Below are 15,846 nucleotides of genomic sequence, written 5' to 3'. Positions count from 1 at the left end.
GTCAGCGTGGTTTTACCGTGGTCAACGTGGCCGACGGTGCCAACGTTAACGTGCGGTTTTGTACGCTCAAACTTTTCTTTAGCCATTACTAACTCCGTTTATTCTGGCTTGGCCTTAGCCGGCCGATTTGGCTTTGACTTCGTCCGCAACTGCCTGCGGGACGTCTGCATAGTGATCAAACTGCATCACGAACTGGGCACGGCCCTGGGACATGGAGCGCAGCGTGTTGACGTAACCGAACATGTTCGCCAGCGGTACGAACGCGTTAACAACGCGTGCGATGCCACGGGAGTCCATGTCACGAACCTGGCCACGACGGCTGTTCAGGTCGCCAATGATGTCGCCCATATACTCTTCCGGGGTCACTACTTCGACTTTCATGATCGGCTCGAGCAGCTTCGGAGAAGCTTTTGACAGACCTTCTTTGAATGCTGCGCGAGCAGCGATTTCGAAGGCCATGACGCTCGAGTCAACGTCGTGGTAGGCACCGTCGGTCAGCTTGATCGACAAGTCGGTTACCGGGAAGCCTGCGATAACACCGCTCTGCAGCGAGCTTTCGAGACCTTTGGCAACACCCGGGATGTATTCCTTCGGAACGTTACCGCCAACGACGGTATCGGTGAAGGCGAAGCCCGTACCCGGTTCACCCGGGGTGAAGGTGAGCTTGATACGCGCGAACTGACCCGAACCACCCGACTGTTTCTTGTGGGTGTAGTCGATATCGACTTCTTTCGAGATCGTTTCGCGGTAAGCAACCTGCGGCGCACCAACGTTTGCTTCGACTTTGAATTCACGCTTCATACGATCGACGATGATGTCGAGGTGAAGTTCGCCCATACCCGAAATGATGGTCTGGCCGGATTCGTGGTCGGATTTAACGCGGAACGACGGATCTTCCTGTGCAAGACGTGCAAGGGCGAGACCCATTTTCTCCTGGTCGGCTTTCGATTTCGGCTCTACAGCGATCTCGATAACCGGATCCGGGAATTCCATACGCTCAAGGATGATCGGCTTGGAGGGATCACAAAGGGTATCACCAGTGGTGGTATCCTTCATGCCAACCAGAGCAACGATGTCGCCCGAGCAAGCGTATTTGATTTCTTCGCGGTTGTTCGAATGCATGAGAAGCATACGGCCGATACGTTCTTTTTTCTCTTTAACAGAGTTGAGAACGTAGGAACCAGCTTCCAGAACACCCGAATAAATACGAATGAAGGTCAGCGAGCCGACGAACGGGTCAGACATGATCTTGAACGCGAGCGCCGAGAACGGTGCTTCGTCGGTCAGCGGACGGGAGTCCGGCTCGTCTTCGGTGTTCGGCTTGACGCCACGAACATCGTCGATGTCGTCCGGTGCCGGCATGTAATCGATGACGGCATCGAGAAGCGGCTGAACGCCCTTGTTCTTGAAGGCAGTGCCCAGAAGAACCGGAACGAGATCGCCAGCAATGGTGCCCTTACGGATGCATTTCTTGAGAACTTCCTCGGACGGCATTTCGCCTTCGAGGTAAGCTTCCATTGCAGCTTCGTCGCACTCAACAGCCTGTTCGATCAGAGCTTCACGGTATTCTTCAGCCTGGTCTTTCAGGGAATCGCGGATGTCACGATACTCGAATTCTGCGCCAAGGGATTCGTCTTTCCAGACGATTTCCTTGTTGCGGACGAGATCGACAACACCTTCGAATTCCATCTCGGAACCAATCGGCAGCTGCATGACAGCGGCATTGGCACCAAGACGTTCCTTGATCATCTCGACGCAGCGGAAGAAGTCTGCACCGGTACGGTCCATCTTGTTGACGAAGCACATACGCGGAACGTTGTACTTGTCAGCCTGACGCCACACGGTTTCGGTCTGCGGCTCAACGCCGGAAACGGCGTCGAAAACAGCGCAGGCACCATCGAGAACACGGAGCGAACGTTCAACTTCAATGGTGAAGTCAACGTGGCCCGGGGTATCGATGATGTTGATACGGTGGTCGTTCCAGAAGCAGGTCGTCGCAGCAGACGTAATCGTAATGCCGCGTTCCTGTTCCTGTTCCATCCAGTCCATCGTAGCGGCGCCGTCATGGACTTCGCCGATTTTGTAGGACTTGCCGGTGTAGAAAAGGATTCGCTCGGTGGTCGTTGTTTTACCAGCATCAATGTGAGCCATAATGCCGATGTTGCGATACCGAGAGATCGGAGTACGTTGAACCATAATCGACTCTTGATCTTGAGGTCTGAATTACCAGCGATAATGAGCGAAAGCCTTGTTGGCTTCGGCCATACGGTGGGTGTCTTCGCGCTTCTTGACGGCGGTGCCACGGTTGTTGGCAGCATCCATCAATTCACCGGCGAGACGACCGATCATGGTCGTTTCGGAACGCTTGCGGGCAGCGTCAACCAGCCAACGAATGGCCAGAGCTTGACGACGCTCGGAACGAACTTCAACCGGAACCTGGTAAGTAGCACCACCAACACGGCGCGAGCGAACTTCTACGTTCGGCTTCACGTTATCCATTGCTTCGTGGAACTGAGCAACCGGGTCTGCACCCTTGCTTTCCATAACTTCCAGAGCACCATAAACGATTTTTTCGGCGGCAGATTTTTTACCGTCGAGCATAAGACCGTTCATGAACTTGGTGAGAACCTTATCGCCATATTTGGCGTCAGGCAAAACTTCGCGCTTCTCAGCAGCGTGACGACGTGACATCTGAGCTGCTCCTTATTTCGGACGCTTCGCGCCGTATTTCGAACGACGCTGCTTACGGTCTTTGACACCCTGTGTATCGAGGGTACCGCGAATGATGTGGTAACGAACACCCGGCAAATCTTTTACACGGCCGCCGCGGATCATCACGACAGAGTGCTCTTGCAGGTTGTGGCCTTCACCCGGAATGTAGGAGGTAACTTCGTAGCCGTTGGTCAAACGGACACGAGCAACCTTACGAAGTGCCGAGTTCGGCTTCTTCGGGGTGGTGGTGTAGACACGGGTGCAAACGCCGCGTTTCTGCGGGCATGCTTCCAGTGCCGGAACCATATCGCGCTGGGTGCGCGGAGTCCGCGACTTGCGGATCAACTGGTTAATAGTGGGCATTAACTTTCCCTTTTACTTCAACGGACGCCACTAGGGCGCTGCTCTTATCGACGCACGACGAGCGACCACGCGTCTCCATACAAGTACGGAAACACGCGCGGACGCCCATAGATGCAGGAGTTCCTGCCTCGACGGCCGTCAGAGTCGCACTCAAGCGATGGGGGGCGAAAACCGCCCGCTACCGCACAAAACGGCACCGGCACAGTTACACCCCCCTAGATTCGGTGGGCGCATACTAGTGACGGCCCCCTTTTGCGTCAAGCAAAACCATGTGGACCTTCGAGTTGGCGCTTCAAACGCCGAGACGAACCGGTGCGTCGATAAGAGTTCCGGTTCGCCTCTGATTCTTTAACTGTCTGGCGCGACGAGCTTATTCGCCTGCCGGCAGTGAAGTGGTATCGGCATCGGCCTGCGGGCCAAAGTTGTCGCCGATTTCCTCTTCTGCCTCGATCTGTACCGATTTGTCGCGTTCGGCAGCCAGTGCACGGAAGCGGTTCATCACCGCACCGGTACCAGCCGGGATCAAACGACCCACGATGACGTTCTCTTTCAGACCGATAAGAGTATCGGTTTTGCCCGAAACAGCTGCTTCGGTAAGAACGCGCGTGGTTTCCTGGAACGACGCGGCCGAGATGAAGGAATGCGTCTGCAGCGAGGCTTTGGTGATCCCCTGGAGGACCGGAGCGCCTTCTGCAAGTTCGCCGCCGTCTTTAAGCGCACGATCGTTTTCGGCATCGAAATCAACGCGGTCAATGATCTCGCCAACCAGAAGAGTCGTGTCACCCGGTTTGGTGATCTCGACTTTCTGAAGCATCTGGCGAACGATGACTTCGATGTGCTTGTCGTTAATCTTCACGCCCTGCAAGCGGTAGACTTCCTGGATCTCGTTGACCAGGTAATCTGCCAGTGCCGGGACGCCCATAACACGCAGGATATCGTGCGGAACCGGCGAACCATCAAGGAGCTGATCGCCCTTCTCGACGAAGTCCCCTTCCTGAACGGCAAGGTGCTTGCCTTTCGGGATCAGGTATTCGACCGGTTCGGTCAGGCCCGAGTCCTCGAGCGGATGAACGATGACGCGACGCTTGTTCTTGTAGTCCTTGCCGAATTCGACGCGACCCGGAATATCCGAGATGATTGCGTGTTCTTTCGGTTTACGGGCTTCGAACAGCTCGGCAACACGCGGCAGACCACCGGTGATGTCACGGGTCTTCGAACCTTCGCGCGGGATACGTGCAAGCACGTCACCAGCATGAACTTTCTGACCGTTCTCGACCGAGAGAATAGCGTCAACCGACAGGAAGTAACGGGCTTCAAGACCGTTATCCAGGTTGATGACCTCGCCGGATTCGTTACGCAGGGTAACGCGCGGCTTAAGGTCGGACGCCTTGGGCATGCTCTTCCAGTCGATAACCGTTTTCGAGGCAATACCGGTCGCTTCGTCATAGACTTCGCGAATGGTTACGTTCTCGAGAAGGTCGACATAGTTCACATAACCTTCTTTCTCGGTGATGATCGGCAGGGTGTACGGATCCCACTCGGCCAGTTTCTGGCCGCGCGCTACCTGCGCACCTTCATCGGTGAGAAGTTTTGCACCGTACGGAACGCGATATTTCGCACGCTCGCGACCGGTTTTGTCGATCAGAAGGATCTCGAGGTTACGCGCCATAACGATATTGACGCCTGCCGAGTTCGCAACGACTGCACGGTTTTTGAGTTTAACCGTCGCATCGAAGTTCGCTTCGACACCGGAAACCTCTGCACCACGCTGTGCCGCACCACCAATATGGAACGTACGCATGGTCAGCTGGGTACCCGGCTCACCGATCGACTGTGCGGCGATAACACCGACAGCTTCACCGATGTTCACCGTCGTGCCGCGCGCCAGGTCGCGACCGTAGCAATGACCGCAAACACCGGTTTCGGCGTCACAGGTCAGAACAGAACGGATGCGGGCCATTTCGACGCCGGCTTTTTCGATGATATCGAGGTGATCTTCTTCAACCATCTCGTTCTTCGGTACGATGATTTCGCCGGTTGACGGATCAACGATCTCGTCAGCGGTGAAACGACCGAGGATACGATCTGACAGCGTTTCGATAACTTCACCGGAATCGACGACGGCTGCGATGTCGAGGCCACGATCAGTACCGCAATCATGCTGGGTGATGATGCAATCCTGGGCCACGTCAACGAGACGACGGGTAAGGTAACCCGAGTTCGCCGTTTTCAGTGCGGTATCGGCAAGACCTTTACGAGCACCGTGAGTGGAGTTGAAGTACTCCTGCACGGTCAGGCCTTCTTTAAAGTTCGAAATAATCGGGGTCTCGATGATCGAGCCGTCCGGTTTCGCCATCAGGCCGCGCATAGCAGCCAGCTGACGCATCTGGGCGGCAGAACCACGAGCACCGGAGTGCGCCATCATGTAAACCGAGTTCACATTGTCACCTTCTGCCGTCGCCGAGATGACTTTCATCATCGCTTCGGAAACGTCGTCGGTGCACTGCGCCCAGGCGTCAACAACCTTGTTGTATTTCTCACCACGGGTGATGAGACCGTCCTGGTACTGCTGCTCGTATTCCTTGACCTTGTCATGGGTACCACCCACCAGCGGTTCCTTGGCATCAGGAATGATCATGTCATCCTTGCCAAACGAAATGCCGGCTTTACATGCCCAGTTGAAACCAAGGCCCATCATGCGGTCAGCAAAGATAACAGTCTCTTTCTGGCCACAGTGACGGTAAACGACATCGATAACGTTCGAGACGTCTTTTTTGGTCAGCAGCTTGTTGATGGTCGAGAACGGAATGCGCGGATGACGCGGCAGAAGTTCCGACAGCAACATGCGGCCCGGGGTCGTGGCAACACGAACGGTGATCGGTTCGTTGTTTTCATCAACCGTGTGATAACGGGCATTAACCTTGGAATGCAGGTTTACAACACCTTCATCCAGAGCCTGCTCGATCTCGGCGATGTTCACAAACGACATGCCCTCGCCCGGCTGACCGTCACGTTCCATGGAGATGTAATACAGACCAAGGACAATATCCTGCGACGGCACGATGATCGGTTTACCCGAAGCCGGCGAAAGGATGTTGTTGGTCGACATCATCAGGGTACGTGCTTCAAGCTGGGCTTCAAGCGACAGCGGTACGTGGACAGCCATCTGGTCACCATCGAAGTCCGCGTTAAACGCAGTACAAACGAGCGGGTGCAGCTGGATGGCCTTACCTTCGATCAGGGTAGGTTCGAACGCCTGGATACCAAGACGGTGCAGGGTCGGTGCGCGGTTAAGCATGACCGGGTGTTCACGGATAACCTGCTCGAGGATATCCCAAACTTCGGCACGCTCTTTTTCCACCATGCGCTTTGCAGCCTTGATGGTGGTGGCCATCCCGTACAGTTCCAGCTTCGCGTAAACGAACGGCTTGAACAGTTCGAGCGCCATTTTCTTCGGCAGACCGCACTGATGCAATTTCAGGTTCGGACCCACGGTAATAACGGAACGACCGGAATAGTCGACGCGTTTACCCAAAAGGTTCTGACGGAAACGACCCTGTTTGCCTTTGAGCATATCCGACATCGATTTGAGCGGACGCTTGTTGGCACCAGTGATCGGACGACCGCGACGGCCGTTGTCAAACAGCGCATCAACCGATTCCTGAAGCATACGTTTTTCGTTACGCACGATGATATCAGGCGCACGAAGCTCGATCAGGCGCTTCAGACGGTTGTTACGGTTGATGACACGACGGTAAAGGTCGTTCAGATCCGACGTTGCGAAACGGCCACCATCAAGCGGAACCAGCGGACGCAGTTCTGGCGGGATGACCGGAATCACTTCAAGGATCATCCATTCCGGGCGCGCGCCGGATTCCTGGAAGGCCTCAATCAGCTTGAGACGCTTGACCAGCTTCTTGCGCTTGGCTTCGGAATTGGTTTCCTTGAGGTCGATTTTCGCGGTTTCGCGTTCTTCATCAAGATCGATTGCCGCAAGCATATCGCGGATGGCTTCTGCACCGATACCGGCACGGAAGCTGTCTTCGCCATATTCTTCTTGGGCAGTCATATACTGGTCTTCGGACAGGAGCTCACCCATTTTCAGCGGGGTAAGGCCCGGTTCGATAACCACATAGTTTTCGAAGTACAGAATGCGCTCAAGATCCTTGAGCGTCATGTCCAGCAGCAGACCGAGACGGCTCGGAAGCGACTTCATGAACCAGATATGGGCAACAGGTGCCGCCAGTTCGATATGGCCCATACGTTCACGACGCACTTTGGCCAGAGTCACTTCAACGCCGCATTTCTCACAGATAATGCCGCGATACTTCATACGCTTGTACTTGCCGCACAAGCATTCGTAATCCTTCACCGGACCAAAAATGCGCGCACAGAACAAACCGTCGCGTTCCGGTTTAAAGGTCCGGTAGTTGATGGTCTCCGGTTTCTTGATTTCACCAAATGACCAGGAGCGGATACGCTCCGGGCTGGCAATCTGAATCCGGATCTGATCGAAGCTCTGGGTGCCCTGCGGCTGCCCGAAGATCTTCATCAACTCGTTCATAAAGGCTCTCCCGCTATGCCCGGTCTCGCCGGGTTTCGCCAATTTCAGGCCGAAAGATGCGAATTGGCGACCGGGATGCCCGGATGGGCACCCCTGTCAGCCAAACACTTAGTATTCGTTCTGCTCAAGTTCGACATTGAGACCAAGCGAACGGAGTTCTTTAACAAGAACGTTAAACGACTCCGGAATGCCTGCCTCGAAGGTGTCTTCCCCACGAACAATGGCTTCGTAAACCTTGGTACGGCCCGAAACGTCATCCGACTTGACCGTAAGCATTTCCTGGAGGGTGTAAGCAGCACCGTAAGCTTCGAGTGCCCAAACTTCCATCTCCCCGAAACGCTGGCCACCGAACTGCGCCTTACCACCCAGCGGCTGCTGGGTAACAAGAGAGTACGGACCAATCGAACGTGCGTGGATCTTGTCGTCGACCAGGTGGTGCAGTTTGAGCATGTAGATATAGCCCACTGTCACCTTGCGATGGAATTTCTCACCGGTACGACCGTCATAGAGGTCGACCTGGCCAGAACCATCAAGGCCGGCTTTTTCAAGCATACGAACAACATCCGGCTCACGTGCGCCGTCGAAGACCGGGGTGGCCATCGGAACGCCGCGACGCAGGTTGTTGCCAAGCTCGATGACTTCACCATCCGAGAGCTCTTTGATGCCGGCGATGTATTCTTCGCCTTCATAGACATCATTAAGCTTGCTACGCAGGTCATCCATCTCGCCACGACCGTCAGCAACAGCATCGACGAGTTCGCCGATCTGTTCGCCAAGACCACGCGAAGCCCAGCCAAGGTGGGTTTCAAGGATCTGGCCGACGTTCATACGCGACGGAACGCCCAGCGGGTTCAGAACGATATCGACCGGCGTACCGTCTTCGAGGTGCGGCATGTCTTCAACCGGCATAATGCGCGATACGACACCCTTGTTCCCGTGACGGCCGGCCATCTTGTCACCCGGCTGCATTTTACGTTTAACCGCAACAAAGACTTTGACCATCTTCATCACGCCCGGCGGCAGTTCGTCACCAGCCTGCAGCTTGTCGACCTTGTCGTCGAAACGAGCCTGAAGAACAGCGATCGATTCCTCGAACTGCTTTTTCAGGGCTTCGATGTCAGACATGACATTGTCATCAGCAACGGCGATCTGACGCCACAGACCACGTGCGACACCCGACAGGCTGTCTTCGGTGATCTCGCCCGTCAGGCCCTTCGGACCATCAACGAGCTGCTGACCAAGCAGAAGGTTTTTCAGACGACCATAGAAGTTGCGCTCCAGAATGGCGCGCTCATCGTCACGGTCCTGTGCGAGACGTTCGATTTCCGAACGCTCGATAGCCAGGGCACGTTCGTCCTTGTCGACGCCACGACGCGAGAACACGCGGACTTCAACAATGGTACCGAACTGTCCCGGCGGGACACGCAGCGACGTATCACGGACGTCGGATGCTTTTTCACCAAAGATGGCGCGCAGAAGCTTTTCTTCCGGCGTCATCGGGCTTTCGCCCTTTGGCGTTACCTTACCGACAAGGATATCGCCCGGTTTGATTTCCGCACCGATGTAGACAATGCCCGCCTCGTCGAGGTTTTTGAGCGCTTCTTCACCGACGTTCGGAATATCACGGGTGATTTCTTCCTGACCCAGCTTGGTATCGCGGGCCATGACTTCGAATTCCTCGATGTGGATCGAGGTGTAAACGTCATCACGGGCGATACGCTCGGACAGAAGGATGGAATCCTCGAAGTTGTAACCGTTCCAGGGCATGAACGCGACGAGCACGTTACGACCCAGAGCCAGTTCACCCATATCGGTACACGGACCATCCGAAATGATGTCGCCCTTCTGGACCACATCACCAACTTTCACCAACGGACGCTGGTTGATGCAGCTGCCCTGGTTGGAACGCTGATATTTCAGCAGGGTGTAAATATCGACACCCGATTCCGAAGCAGCAATGTCACCAGTTGCGCGGATAACCATACGGGTCGCGTCAACGGATTCAACAACACCGTCACGGCGTGCGATCAGGGTTGCACCCGAATCACGTGCCACCGGAACTTCCATACCGGTACCGACATACGGAGCTTCAGAGCGGATCAGCGGAACCGCCTGACGCTGCATGTTCGATCCCATCAGTGCGCGGTTCGCGTCATCGTTCTCAAGGAACGGAATGAGCGCGGATGCGACCGATACCAGCTGCTTCGGCGAGACGTCCATAAGGTCGATCTCTTCGGAGCGGGCCATATAGTGGTCACCGGCTTTACGGGTGTTGATCAGTTCGTTGGTGAAGCTGAAGTCATCGTTAAGCGGTTCGTTCGCCTGTGCGATGACATAACGGCCTTCCTCGATCGCCGAGAGGTAAATAACCTCTGCGGTGACGTTACCGTCGACAACCTTGCGGTACGGGCTTTCGATGAAGCCGTACTGGTTGACGCGGGCAAAGGTCGCCAGCGAGTTGATCAGACCAATGTTCGGACCTTCCGGCGTTTCAACCGGGCAGATACGACCATAGTGGGTCGGATGAACGTCACGAACTTCAAAGCCTGCACGCTCACGGGTCAAACCACCCGGACCAAGCGCCGAAAGACGACGTTTGTGGGTAATTTCCGAAAGCGGGTTGGTCTGGTCCATGAACTGCGACAGCTGCGAGGAGCCGAAGAATTCACGAACAGCAGCCGCAACCGGCTTCGCATTGATCAGGTCATGCGGCATGACGTTGTCGATCTCGACCGAGCTCATACGCTCGCGGATCGCACGTTCCATACGCAAAAGACCAACGCGGAACTGGTTTTCCATCAGCTCGCCAACCGAACGCAGACGACGGTTGCCAAGGTGGTCAATATCGTCGATTTCGCCACGACCGTCTTTCAGGTCGATCAGAACGCGGACGACTTCCAGAATGTCTTCACGACGCAGGATACGAACAGTGTCTGCACATTCGAGGTTCAGACGCGCATTCATTTTCACGCGGCCAACCGCGGAAAGGTCATAACGCTCTGCATCGAAGAACAGGCCCTTGAACATGGCTTCCGCACCCTCGAGGGTCGGCGGCTCGCCCGGACGCATGACGCGATAGATATCCACAAGGGCTTCTTCGCGGTTGCTGTTCTTGTCCAGTGCCATGGTGTTGCGCAGATACGGACCAACCTGGTTGTGGTCGATCATCAGCAAGCGAACGGAATCTACACCCCATTCCTTGAGCTGCTCGAACACACCTTCGGTCAGTTCGTGACCGGCTTCTGCCAGGATCTCGCCGGTTTCGCCGTCAATGAGGTCATCTGCCATGAACCAGCCGTTAAGCTGCTCTTCCGGAACGATGATTTCCTTGACGCCCTGCTCGGTGATTTTGGCAGCAGAACGCTTGGTGATTTTCGAACCGGCTGCTGCAACAACTTCGCCGCTGTTGGCATCAACAAGATCGTGAACCAGCTTCTGGCCGATATAACGGTCTGCGTTGAAATCGGTTACCCAACCATCTGCGGTACGGCGGTATTCAGCCGACTCATAGTAATAGTTGAGGATTTCTTCCGGGGTCAGGCCTTCGATTTCCGACGGATCGACAGAACGCCCTTCTTCGGCACGCTGTGCACGCAGCTGTTCGGACTCTTCATTTTCAAGAGCCATAAGCAGCGTGGTCGCCGGCAGTTTGCGGCGACGGTCGATACGGACATAAAGAATGTCTTTTGCGTCGAATTCGAAATCGAGCCACGAGCCACGATAAGGAATCACACGCGCGGCAAACAGATATTTGCCCGAGCTGTGGCTCTTACCTTTGTCATGGTCAAAGAAGACGCCCGGCGAACGGTGCATCTGAGAAACGATCACGCGCTCGGTGCCGTTCACGATAAAAGTACCGTGTTCGGTCATGAGCGGCATATCGCCCATATACACGTCTTGTTCCTTGATATCGCGGATCGAACGGGCACCCGTGTCCTCGTCGATATCCCATACTACCAGGCGCAGCGTTACGCGCAGCGGTGCGGCAAAGGTCATGCCACGCTGGCGACACTCTTCGGTATCGTATTTCGGCTGCTCAAGCTCATACGAAACGAATTCAAGAGTTGCGCGTTCCGAAAAATCTTTAATCGGAAAGACGCTCTTGAACACTTCCTGGAGACCTGCATCGTCCCGCTGCTCCTGCGGGGTCCCGGTCTGCAAAAACTTGTCGTAGGAATTCTTTTGAACCTCAATGAGATTCGGGAGCGGAGCGACTTCGCTGATCCGTCCAAAGCTTTTGCGGATGCGCTTTCGACCAGTAAAGGACTTATCCATCATCGTTCCTTTAATCGCGCCTCCCCACACCGTCCGAACTCGTTCGTCCCTGCCCTGCTGCGTTTCCGACTTGCGCAAAACGCATACAGCACAACGACGCCCGAGCCCCGTACGGGGCGGGCGTTCACTTGATTATGACCGTGGATGTGTTTTGACATCCAACTTGATTGAGATCACTGATCCCTCGGCTGTCGACGCCGTCAAAGATAACCTCTGACCTAAACGGCCTTACGTTATGTACGATTACCTTTGGCAGCGTCAACCGTTAAATTCCTGTTCGCGCCTCTGCACAGTCCTTGGCCCTATTGCCGGGGTGCACAGAGACGGAAGGGCCGGCGCCCAAAGGACGCCGACCCAAACCTTGGCAAGAAGCCGTCGATTACTTGAGTTCGACGGTTGCGCCAGCTTCTTCAAGCTGTTTCTTGATTGCTTCGGCTTCGTCCTTAGCAACGCCTTCTTTGACGGCTTTCGGAGCGCCTTCAACCAAGTCTTTGGCTTCTTTGAGGCCAAGACCGGTGATGCCACGAACTTCTTTAATGACGTTGATTTTCTTGTCGCCAGCAGAAGCGAGGATAACGTCGAATTCGGTTTTTTCTTCAGCAGCAGCACCGCCGGCAGCAGCGCCACCAGCAGCAGCAACAGCTACCGGAGCAGCGGCGGAAACGCCCCACTCTTCTTCGAGCATTTTGGAAAGTTCTGCAGCTTCAATAACGGTGAGCTTGGAAAGCTCTTCAACGAGTGCCTTAAGATCGGCCATTTTGTATTACTCCTAGGCTTGAACTTAGATATCAGTGATATCTGGATAATTTGGTTTACGCGGCTTCGCCTTTGTCGGCATATGCCTTCAGCACCTGGGCGATCTGAGCCGCCGGCTTGGAGGTCAGCGTAGCGATACGCTGTGCCGGGGTCTGGATCATACCAACCAGTTTCGCACGAAGTTCGTCCAGCGACGGCAGTTCTGCCAGAGCTTTAACGCCCTGCTCGTCCAGAATCTGTTCGCCGATGGCACCAGCAACAAGAACAAGCTTGTCGTTGGATTTTGCGAACTCGGAGGCTACTTTTGCGACCGAAGCCGGATCAGCTGAATAGCCAATCGCGGTCGGGCCGGTGAAGTAGTCTGCAAGACCAGCAAATTTGGTGCCTTCCAGAGCAAGTCGCGTAAGCCGGTTTTTGGTGACCTTGAAGCCCGCACCAGATTCACGCATCTGCGCACGAAGAGCGGTAATTTCAGCAACCGTCAGCCCTTTGTACTGGGTGACAATGACGCCTTCCGCACCTTCGAACACTTCGCGCATCTCTGCTACGAACTGTTGTTTATCATCGCGGTTCACTTTTAGTCTCCGACATTGCTTATTGCCCTGAACCCCACAAGGAGGTTCACAGACGCGACCAGTCCTTTCGAACCGGTCTGTGACGCCCGTCCGTTTGCCAGATGTCCAAGCCTTGTGTGATGCCCCGTTCGGGGAAAAACTTAAGTACCGGAACCTCTGCCTATGCAGGGAATTAAGAGTGATTGATTTCACTCACCTGCAGTCTGGGACAGACAGGTAGAGAGGGCCTAGAGCCCTCTCCGGTCCTGACCGACCCGAAGATCGGTCAGAATTCGAAAATTCTTATTTCGACGCGATGTCAGCAACCGACAGCTTGACGCCAGCACCCATGGTGGAGCTGATCGCCGCGCGCTGCAGGTAGGTACCTTTTGCGCCGGTCGGTTTTGCTTTTACGATCGCATCGACGAATGCTTTTGCGTTCTCGACGATCTGCTCTTCGCTGAACGAAGCCTTGCCGATACCTGCATGTACGATACCGTTTTTCTCGGCGCGGAACTGGACCTGGCCAGCTTTTGCGTCGGAAACTGCGGTTGTAACATCCATGGTAACGGTGCCGAGTTTCGGGTTCGGCATCAGGCCGCGCGGGCCGAGAACCTTACCGAGACGACCGACAACAGCCATCATGTCCGGGGTCGCAATAACGCGATCATAGTTCAGATCGCCTTTCTGCATTGCTTCCATCAGGTCTTCTGCGCCAACAGCATCTGCACCAGCTTTCTGTGCTTCTTCTGCTTTTGCGTCTTTTGCGAAGACTGCAACGCGCATGGTTTTACCGGTACCGTGCGGAAGGGAAACAACACCACGGACCATCTGGTCAGCGTGACGCGGATCAACACCAAGGTTCATTGCGAATTCGATGGTTTCATCGAACTTTGCTTTTGCACCTTCTTTGACGATCTTTACGGCAGTTACCAGATCGTACTGGGTGTTACGGTCGATGCCCTCATAGGCCTGGGCAAGGCGTTTACCAGTCTTGGCCATCGTCTTACTCCACAACCTCGAGACCCATAGCACGGGCAGAGCCCTCGATCATAGCCATCGCGCCGTCAATGTCGAATGCATTGAGGTCAGCCATTTTGGCTTCTGCGATTTCTTTGACCTGTGCTTTGGTAACCTTGCCAACGTAACCTTTGCCGGTGGTGCCGGAACCCTTGGCGATACCTGCTGCCTTTTTCAGGAAGTAGGATGCGGGCGGGGTTTTGGATACGAACGAGAAGGAACGGTCGGAATAAACGGTGATGACGACCGGAATCGGCATACCTGGTTCCATCTGCTGGGTAGCAGCGTTAAACGCCTTGCAGAATTCCATGATGTTCACGCCGCGCTGACCAAGAGCCGGGCCGACGGGCGGCGACGGGTTGGCTTTGCCGGCGGGAATCTGCAGCTTAATATAGCCGTCGATTTTCTTCGCCATTAGAGTACCTCTTACAGAAGCGCGCGGTCCGGCCATGGCTGACCTCCCGCGCCTTGAATGCTGCCTGCGTATACAGGCAGCGACTTAAATTTTCAAGATCGTTTTTAAAGCTTCTCGACCTGGGTGTATTCCAGCTCGACCGGAGTTGAACGACCGAAGATCGAAACCGACACCTTAAGGCGCGCACGTTCTTCATCAACCCCTTCGACAACACCGTTAAACGACGCAAACGGTCCGTCAGAAACACGAACTTCCTCGCCAACCTCGAATGCGATGGTCGGCTTCGGACGGTCAACACCCTCCTGCACCTGATGCAGAATGTGCTGAGCTTCCTTTTCGGAAATCGGCATCGGCTTGCCACGGCTACCAAGGAAATCGGTAACTTTTGCGGTATTTTTGACCAGATGCCAGCTTTCGTCAGTGAGTTCCATCTTCAGCAGGACGTAGCCCGGGAAAAACTTCCGCTCGGCATTGACCTTGGCGCCGCGACGCATCTCGACTGTTTCTTCAGTCGGAACCAGGACCTCTTCGATTTCGCCCTCAAGACCCTTCTTGATGGACTGTTCGCGGATCGACTGGGCGACCTTCTTTTCGAATCCGGAGTGAACGTGCAGTACGTACCAGCGATGTGCCATAATCAGCCCCCGACCCCAAAGACCAGCTTAACACCCCAAGCGAGGAGCTGATCGACAACAAAGAAGAAAACCGACGCCAAAGCAACCATCACAAAAACCATGATGGTCGAAACAGTCGTTTCCTTGCGGGACGGCCAAGAGACTTTCTTTGCCTCTGAGCGGACCTGCTGTACGAATTGTGCTGGCGACGTTTTAGCCATTGTCGGGGTTACACCGCTTTCTAATGCTTTGTTTCACGACCCGGAAAAAATTGGCAGGAGAGGAGGGACTCGAACCCCCGACACTCGGTTTTGGAGACCGATGCTCTACCAACTGAGCTACACTCCTACAAGATCGTCAGAAAGTTGAAAAGCTTATCTTCTTTCTGGCTCATCCCCACCCGGGTGGTGGGGTGTGCGGGCGGTTTATAGCCGCCCGCACATCCAAGATCAAGCACTCAATCGTGCAAAATCTTAAAAATTATTCGATGATTTTCGCAACAACGCCCGCGCCGACGGTACGACCGCCTTCACGGATTGCGAAACGCAGACCTTCGTCCATTGCGATCGGTGC

General features: G+C 55.0%; 13 protein-coding genes and 1 tRNA gene. All 14 read right to left on the bottom strand.

The window, feature by feature from the left end:
* A partial coding sequence (locus tag WA318_RS20350) for a GTP-binding protein (protein ID WP_287466502.1) occupies window positions 1–86 on the bottom strand: 86 nt, incomplete at its 3' end.
* Between the two features lie 28 nt (window positions 87–114).
* Window positions 115–2,196 (bottom strand): elongation factor G, encoded by a 2,082-nt coding sequence (gene fusA, locus WA318_RS20345; protein WP_114100162.1) that lies wholly within the window; start codon window positions 2,194–2,196, stop codon window positions 115–117.
* A 27-nt stretch (window positions 2,197–2,223) separates the two neighbouring features.
* Window positions 2,224–2,691 (bottom strand): 30S ribosomal protein S7, encoded by a 468-nt coding sequence (gene rpsG / locus WA318_RS20340; RefSeq protein ID WP_114100161.1) that lies wholly within the window; start codon window positions 2,689–2,691, stop codon window positions 2,224–2,226.
* A gap of 12 nt (window positions 2,692–2,703) precedes the next feature.
* Window positions 2,704–3,075, bottom strand: a complete 372-nt coding sequence (gene rpsL, locus WA318_RS20335; RefSeq protein WP_007092427.1) for a 30S ribosomal protein S12 — start codon at window positions 3,073–3,075, stop codon at window positions 2,704–2,706.
* 370 nt (window positions 3,076–3,445) lie between these two features.
* Window positions 3,446–7,639 (bottom strand): DNA-directed RNA polymerase subunit beta', encoded by a 4,194-nt coding sequence (gene rpoC / locus WA318_RS20330; RefSeq protein ID WP_336084065.1) that lies wholly within the window; start codon window positions 7,637–7,639, stop codon window positions 3,446–3,448.
* A gap of 108 nt (window positions 7,640–7,747) precedes the next feature.
* The gene (gene rpoB / locus WA318_RS20325) at window positions 7,748–11,914 is read right to left on the bottom strand and encodes a DNA-directed RNA polymerase subunit beta (protein WP_114100163.1); all 4,167 of its coding nucleotides are present in this window, start codon (window positions 11,912–11,914) and stop codon (window positions 7,748–7,750) included.
* A 379-nt stretch (window positions 11,915–12,293) separates the two neighbouring features.
* Window positions 12,294–12,671: a 50S ribosomal protein L7/L12 gene (gene rplL, locus WA318_RS20320; protein ID WP_114100159.1), complete on the bottom strand. Its 378-nt coding sequence runs from the start codon at window positions 12,669–12,671 to the stop codon at window positions 12,294–12,296.
* Between the two features lie 55 nt (window positions 12,672–12,726).
* Window positions 12,727–13,245 carry a 50S ribosomal protein L10 gene (gene rplJ / locus WA318_RS20315; protein ID WP_114100158.1) on the bottom strand — a complete coding sequence of 173 codons (519 nt, stop codon included), beginning with the start codon at window positions 13,243–13,245 and terminating at the stop codon, window positions 12,727–12,729.
* 282 nt (window positions 13,246–13,527) lie between these two features.
* The gene (gene rplA, locus WA318_RS20310) at window positions 13,528–14,226 is read right to left on the bottom strand and encodes a 50S ribosomal protein L1 (protein ID WP_114100157.1); all 699 of its coding nucleotides are present in this window, start codon (window positions 14,224–14,226) and stop codon (window positions 13,528–13,530) included.
* A gap of 4 nt (window positions 14,227–14,230) precedes the next feature.
* The gene (gene rplK, locus WA318_RS20305) at window positions 14,231–14,659 is read right to left on the bottom strand and encodes a 50S ribosomal protein L11 (RefSeq protein WP_114100156.1); all 429 of its coding nucleotides are present in this window, start codon (window positions 14,657–14,659) and stop codon (window positions 14,231–14,233) included.
* 104 nt (window positions 14,660–14,763) lie between these two features.
* Window positions 14,764–15,294: a transcription termination/antitermination protein NusG gene (nusG, locus tag WA318_RS20300; protein WP_114100155.1), complete on the bottom strand. Its 531-nt coding sequence runs from the start codon at window positions 15,292–15,294 to the stop codon at window positions 14,764–14,766.
* A gap of 2 nt (window positions 15,295–15,296) precedes the next feature.
* A complete protein-coding gene (gene secE / locus WA318_RS20295; protein WP_040824880.1) occupies window positions 15,297–15,494 on the bottom strand; it encodes a preprotein translocase subunit SecE in 198 nt (65 codons plus the stop codon).
* 51 nt (window positions 15,495–15,545) lie between these two features.
* A tRNA-Trp gene (locus WA318_RS20290) sits at window positions 15,546–15,621 on the bottom strand.
* Between the two features lie 132 nt (window positions 15,622–15,753).
* Window positions 15,754–15,846, bottom strand: a 93-nt coding sequence (locus WA318_RS20285) for an elongation factor Tu (protein WP_076547599.1), incomplete at its 5' end; no start/stop codon positions are given.

The organism is Thalassospira sp. CH_XMU1448-2, assembly GCF_037027285.1.
In the GTDB taxonomy this organism is placed as follows: domain Bacteria; phylum Pseudomonadota; class Alphaproteobacteria; order Rhodospirillales; family Thalassospiraceae; genus Thalassospira; species Thalassospira profundimaris_C.
This window is presented reverse-complemented; position numbering and strand designations above follow the sequence as displayed.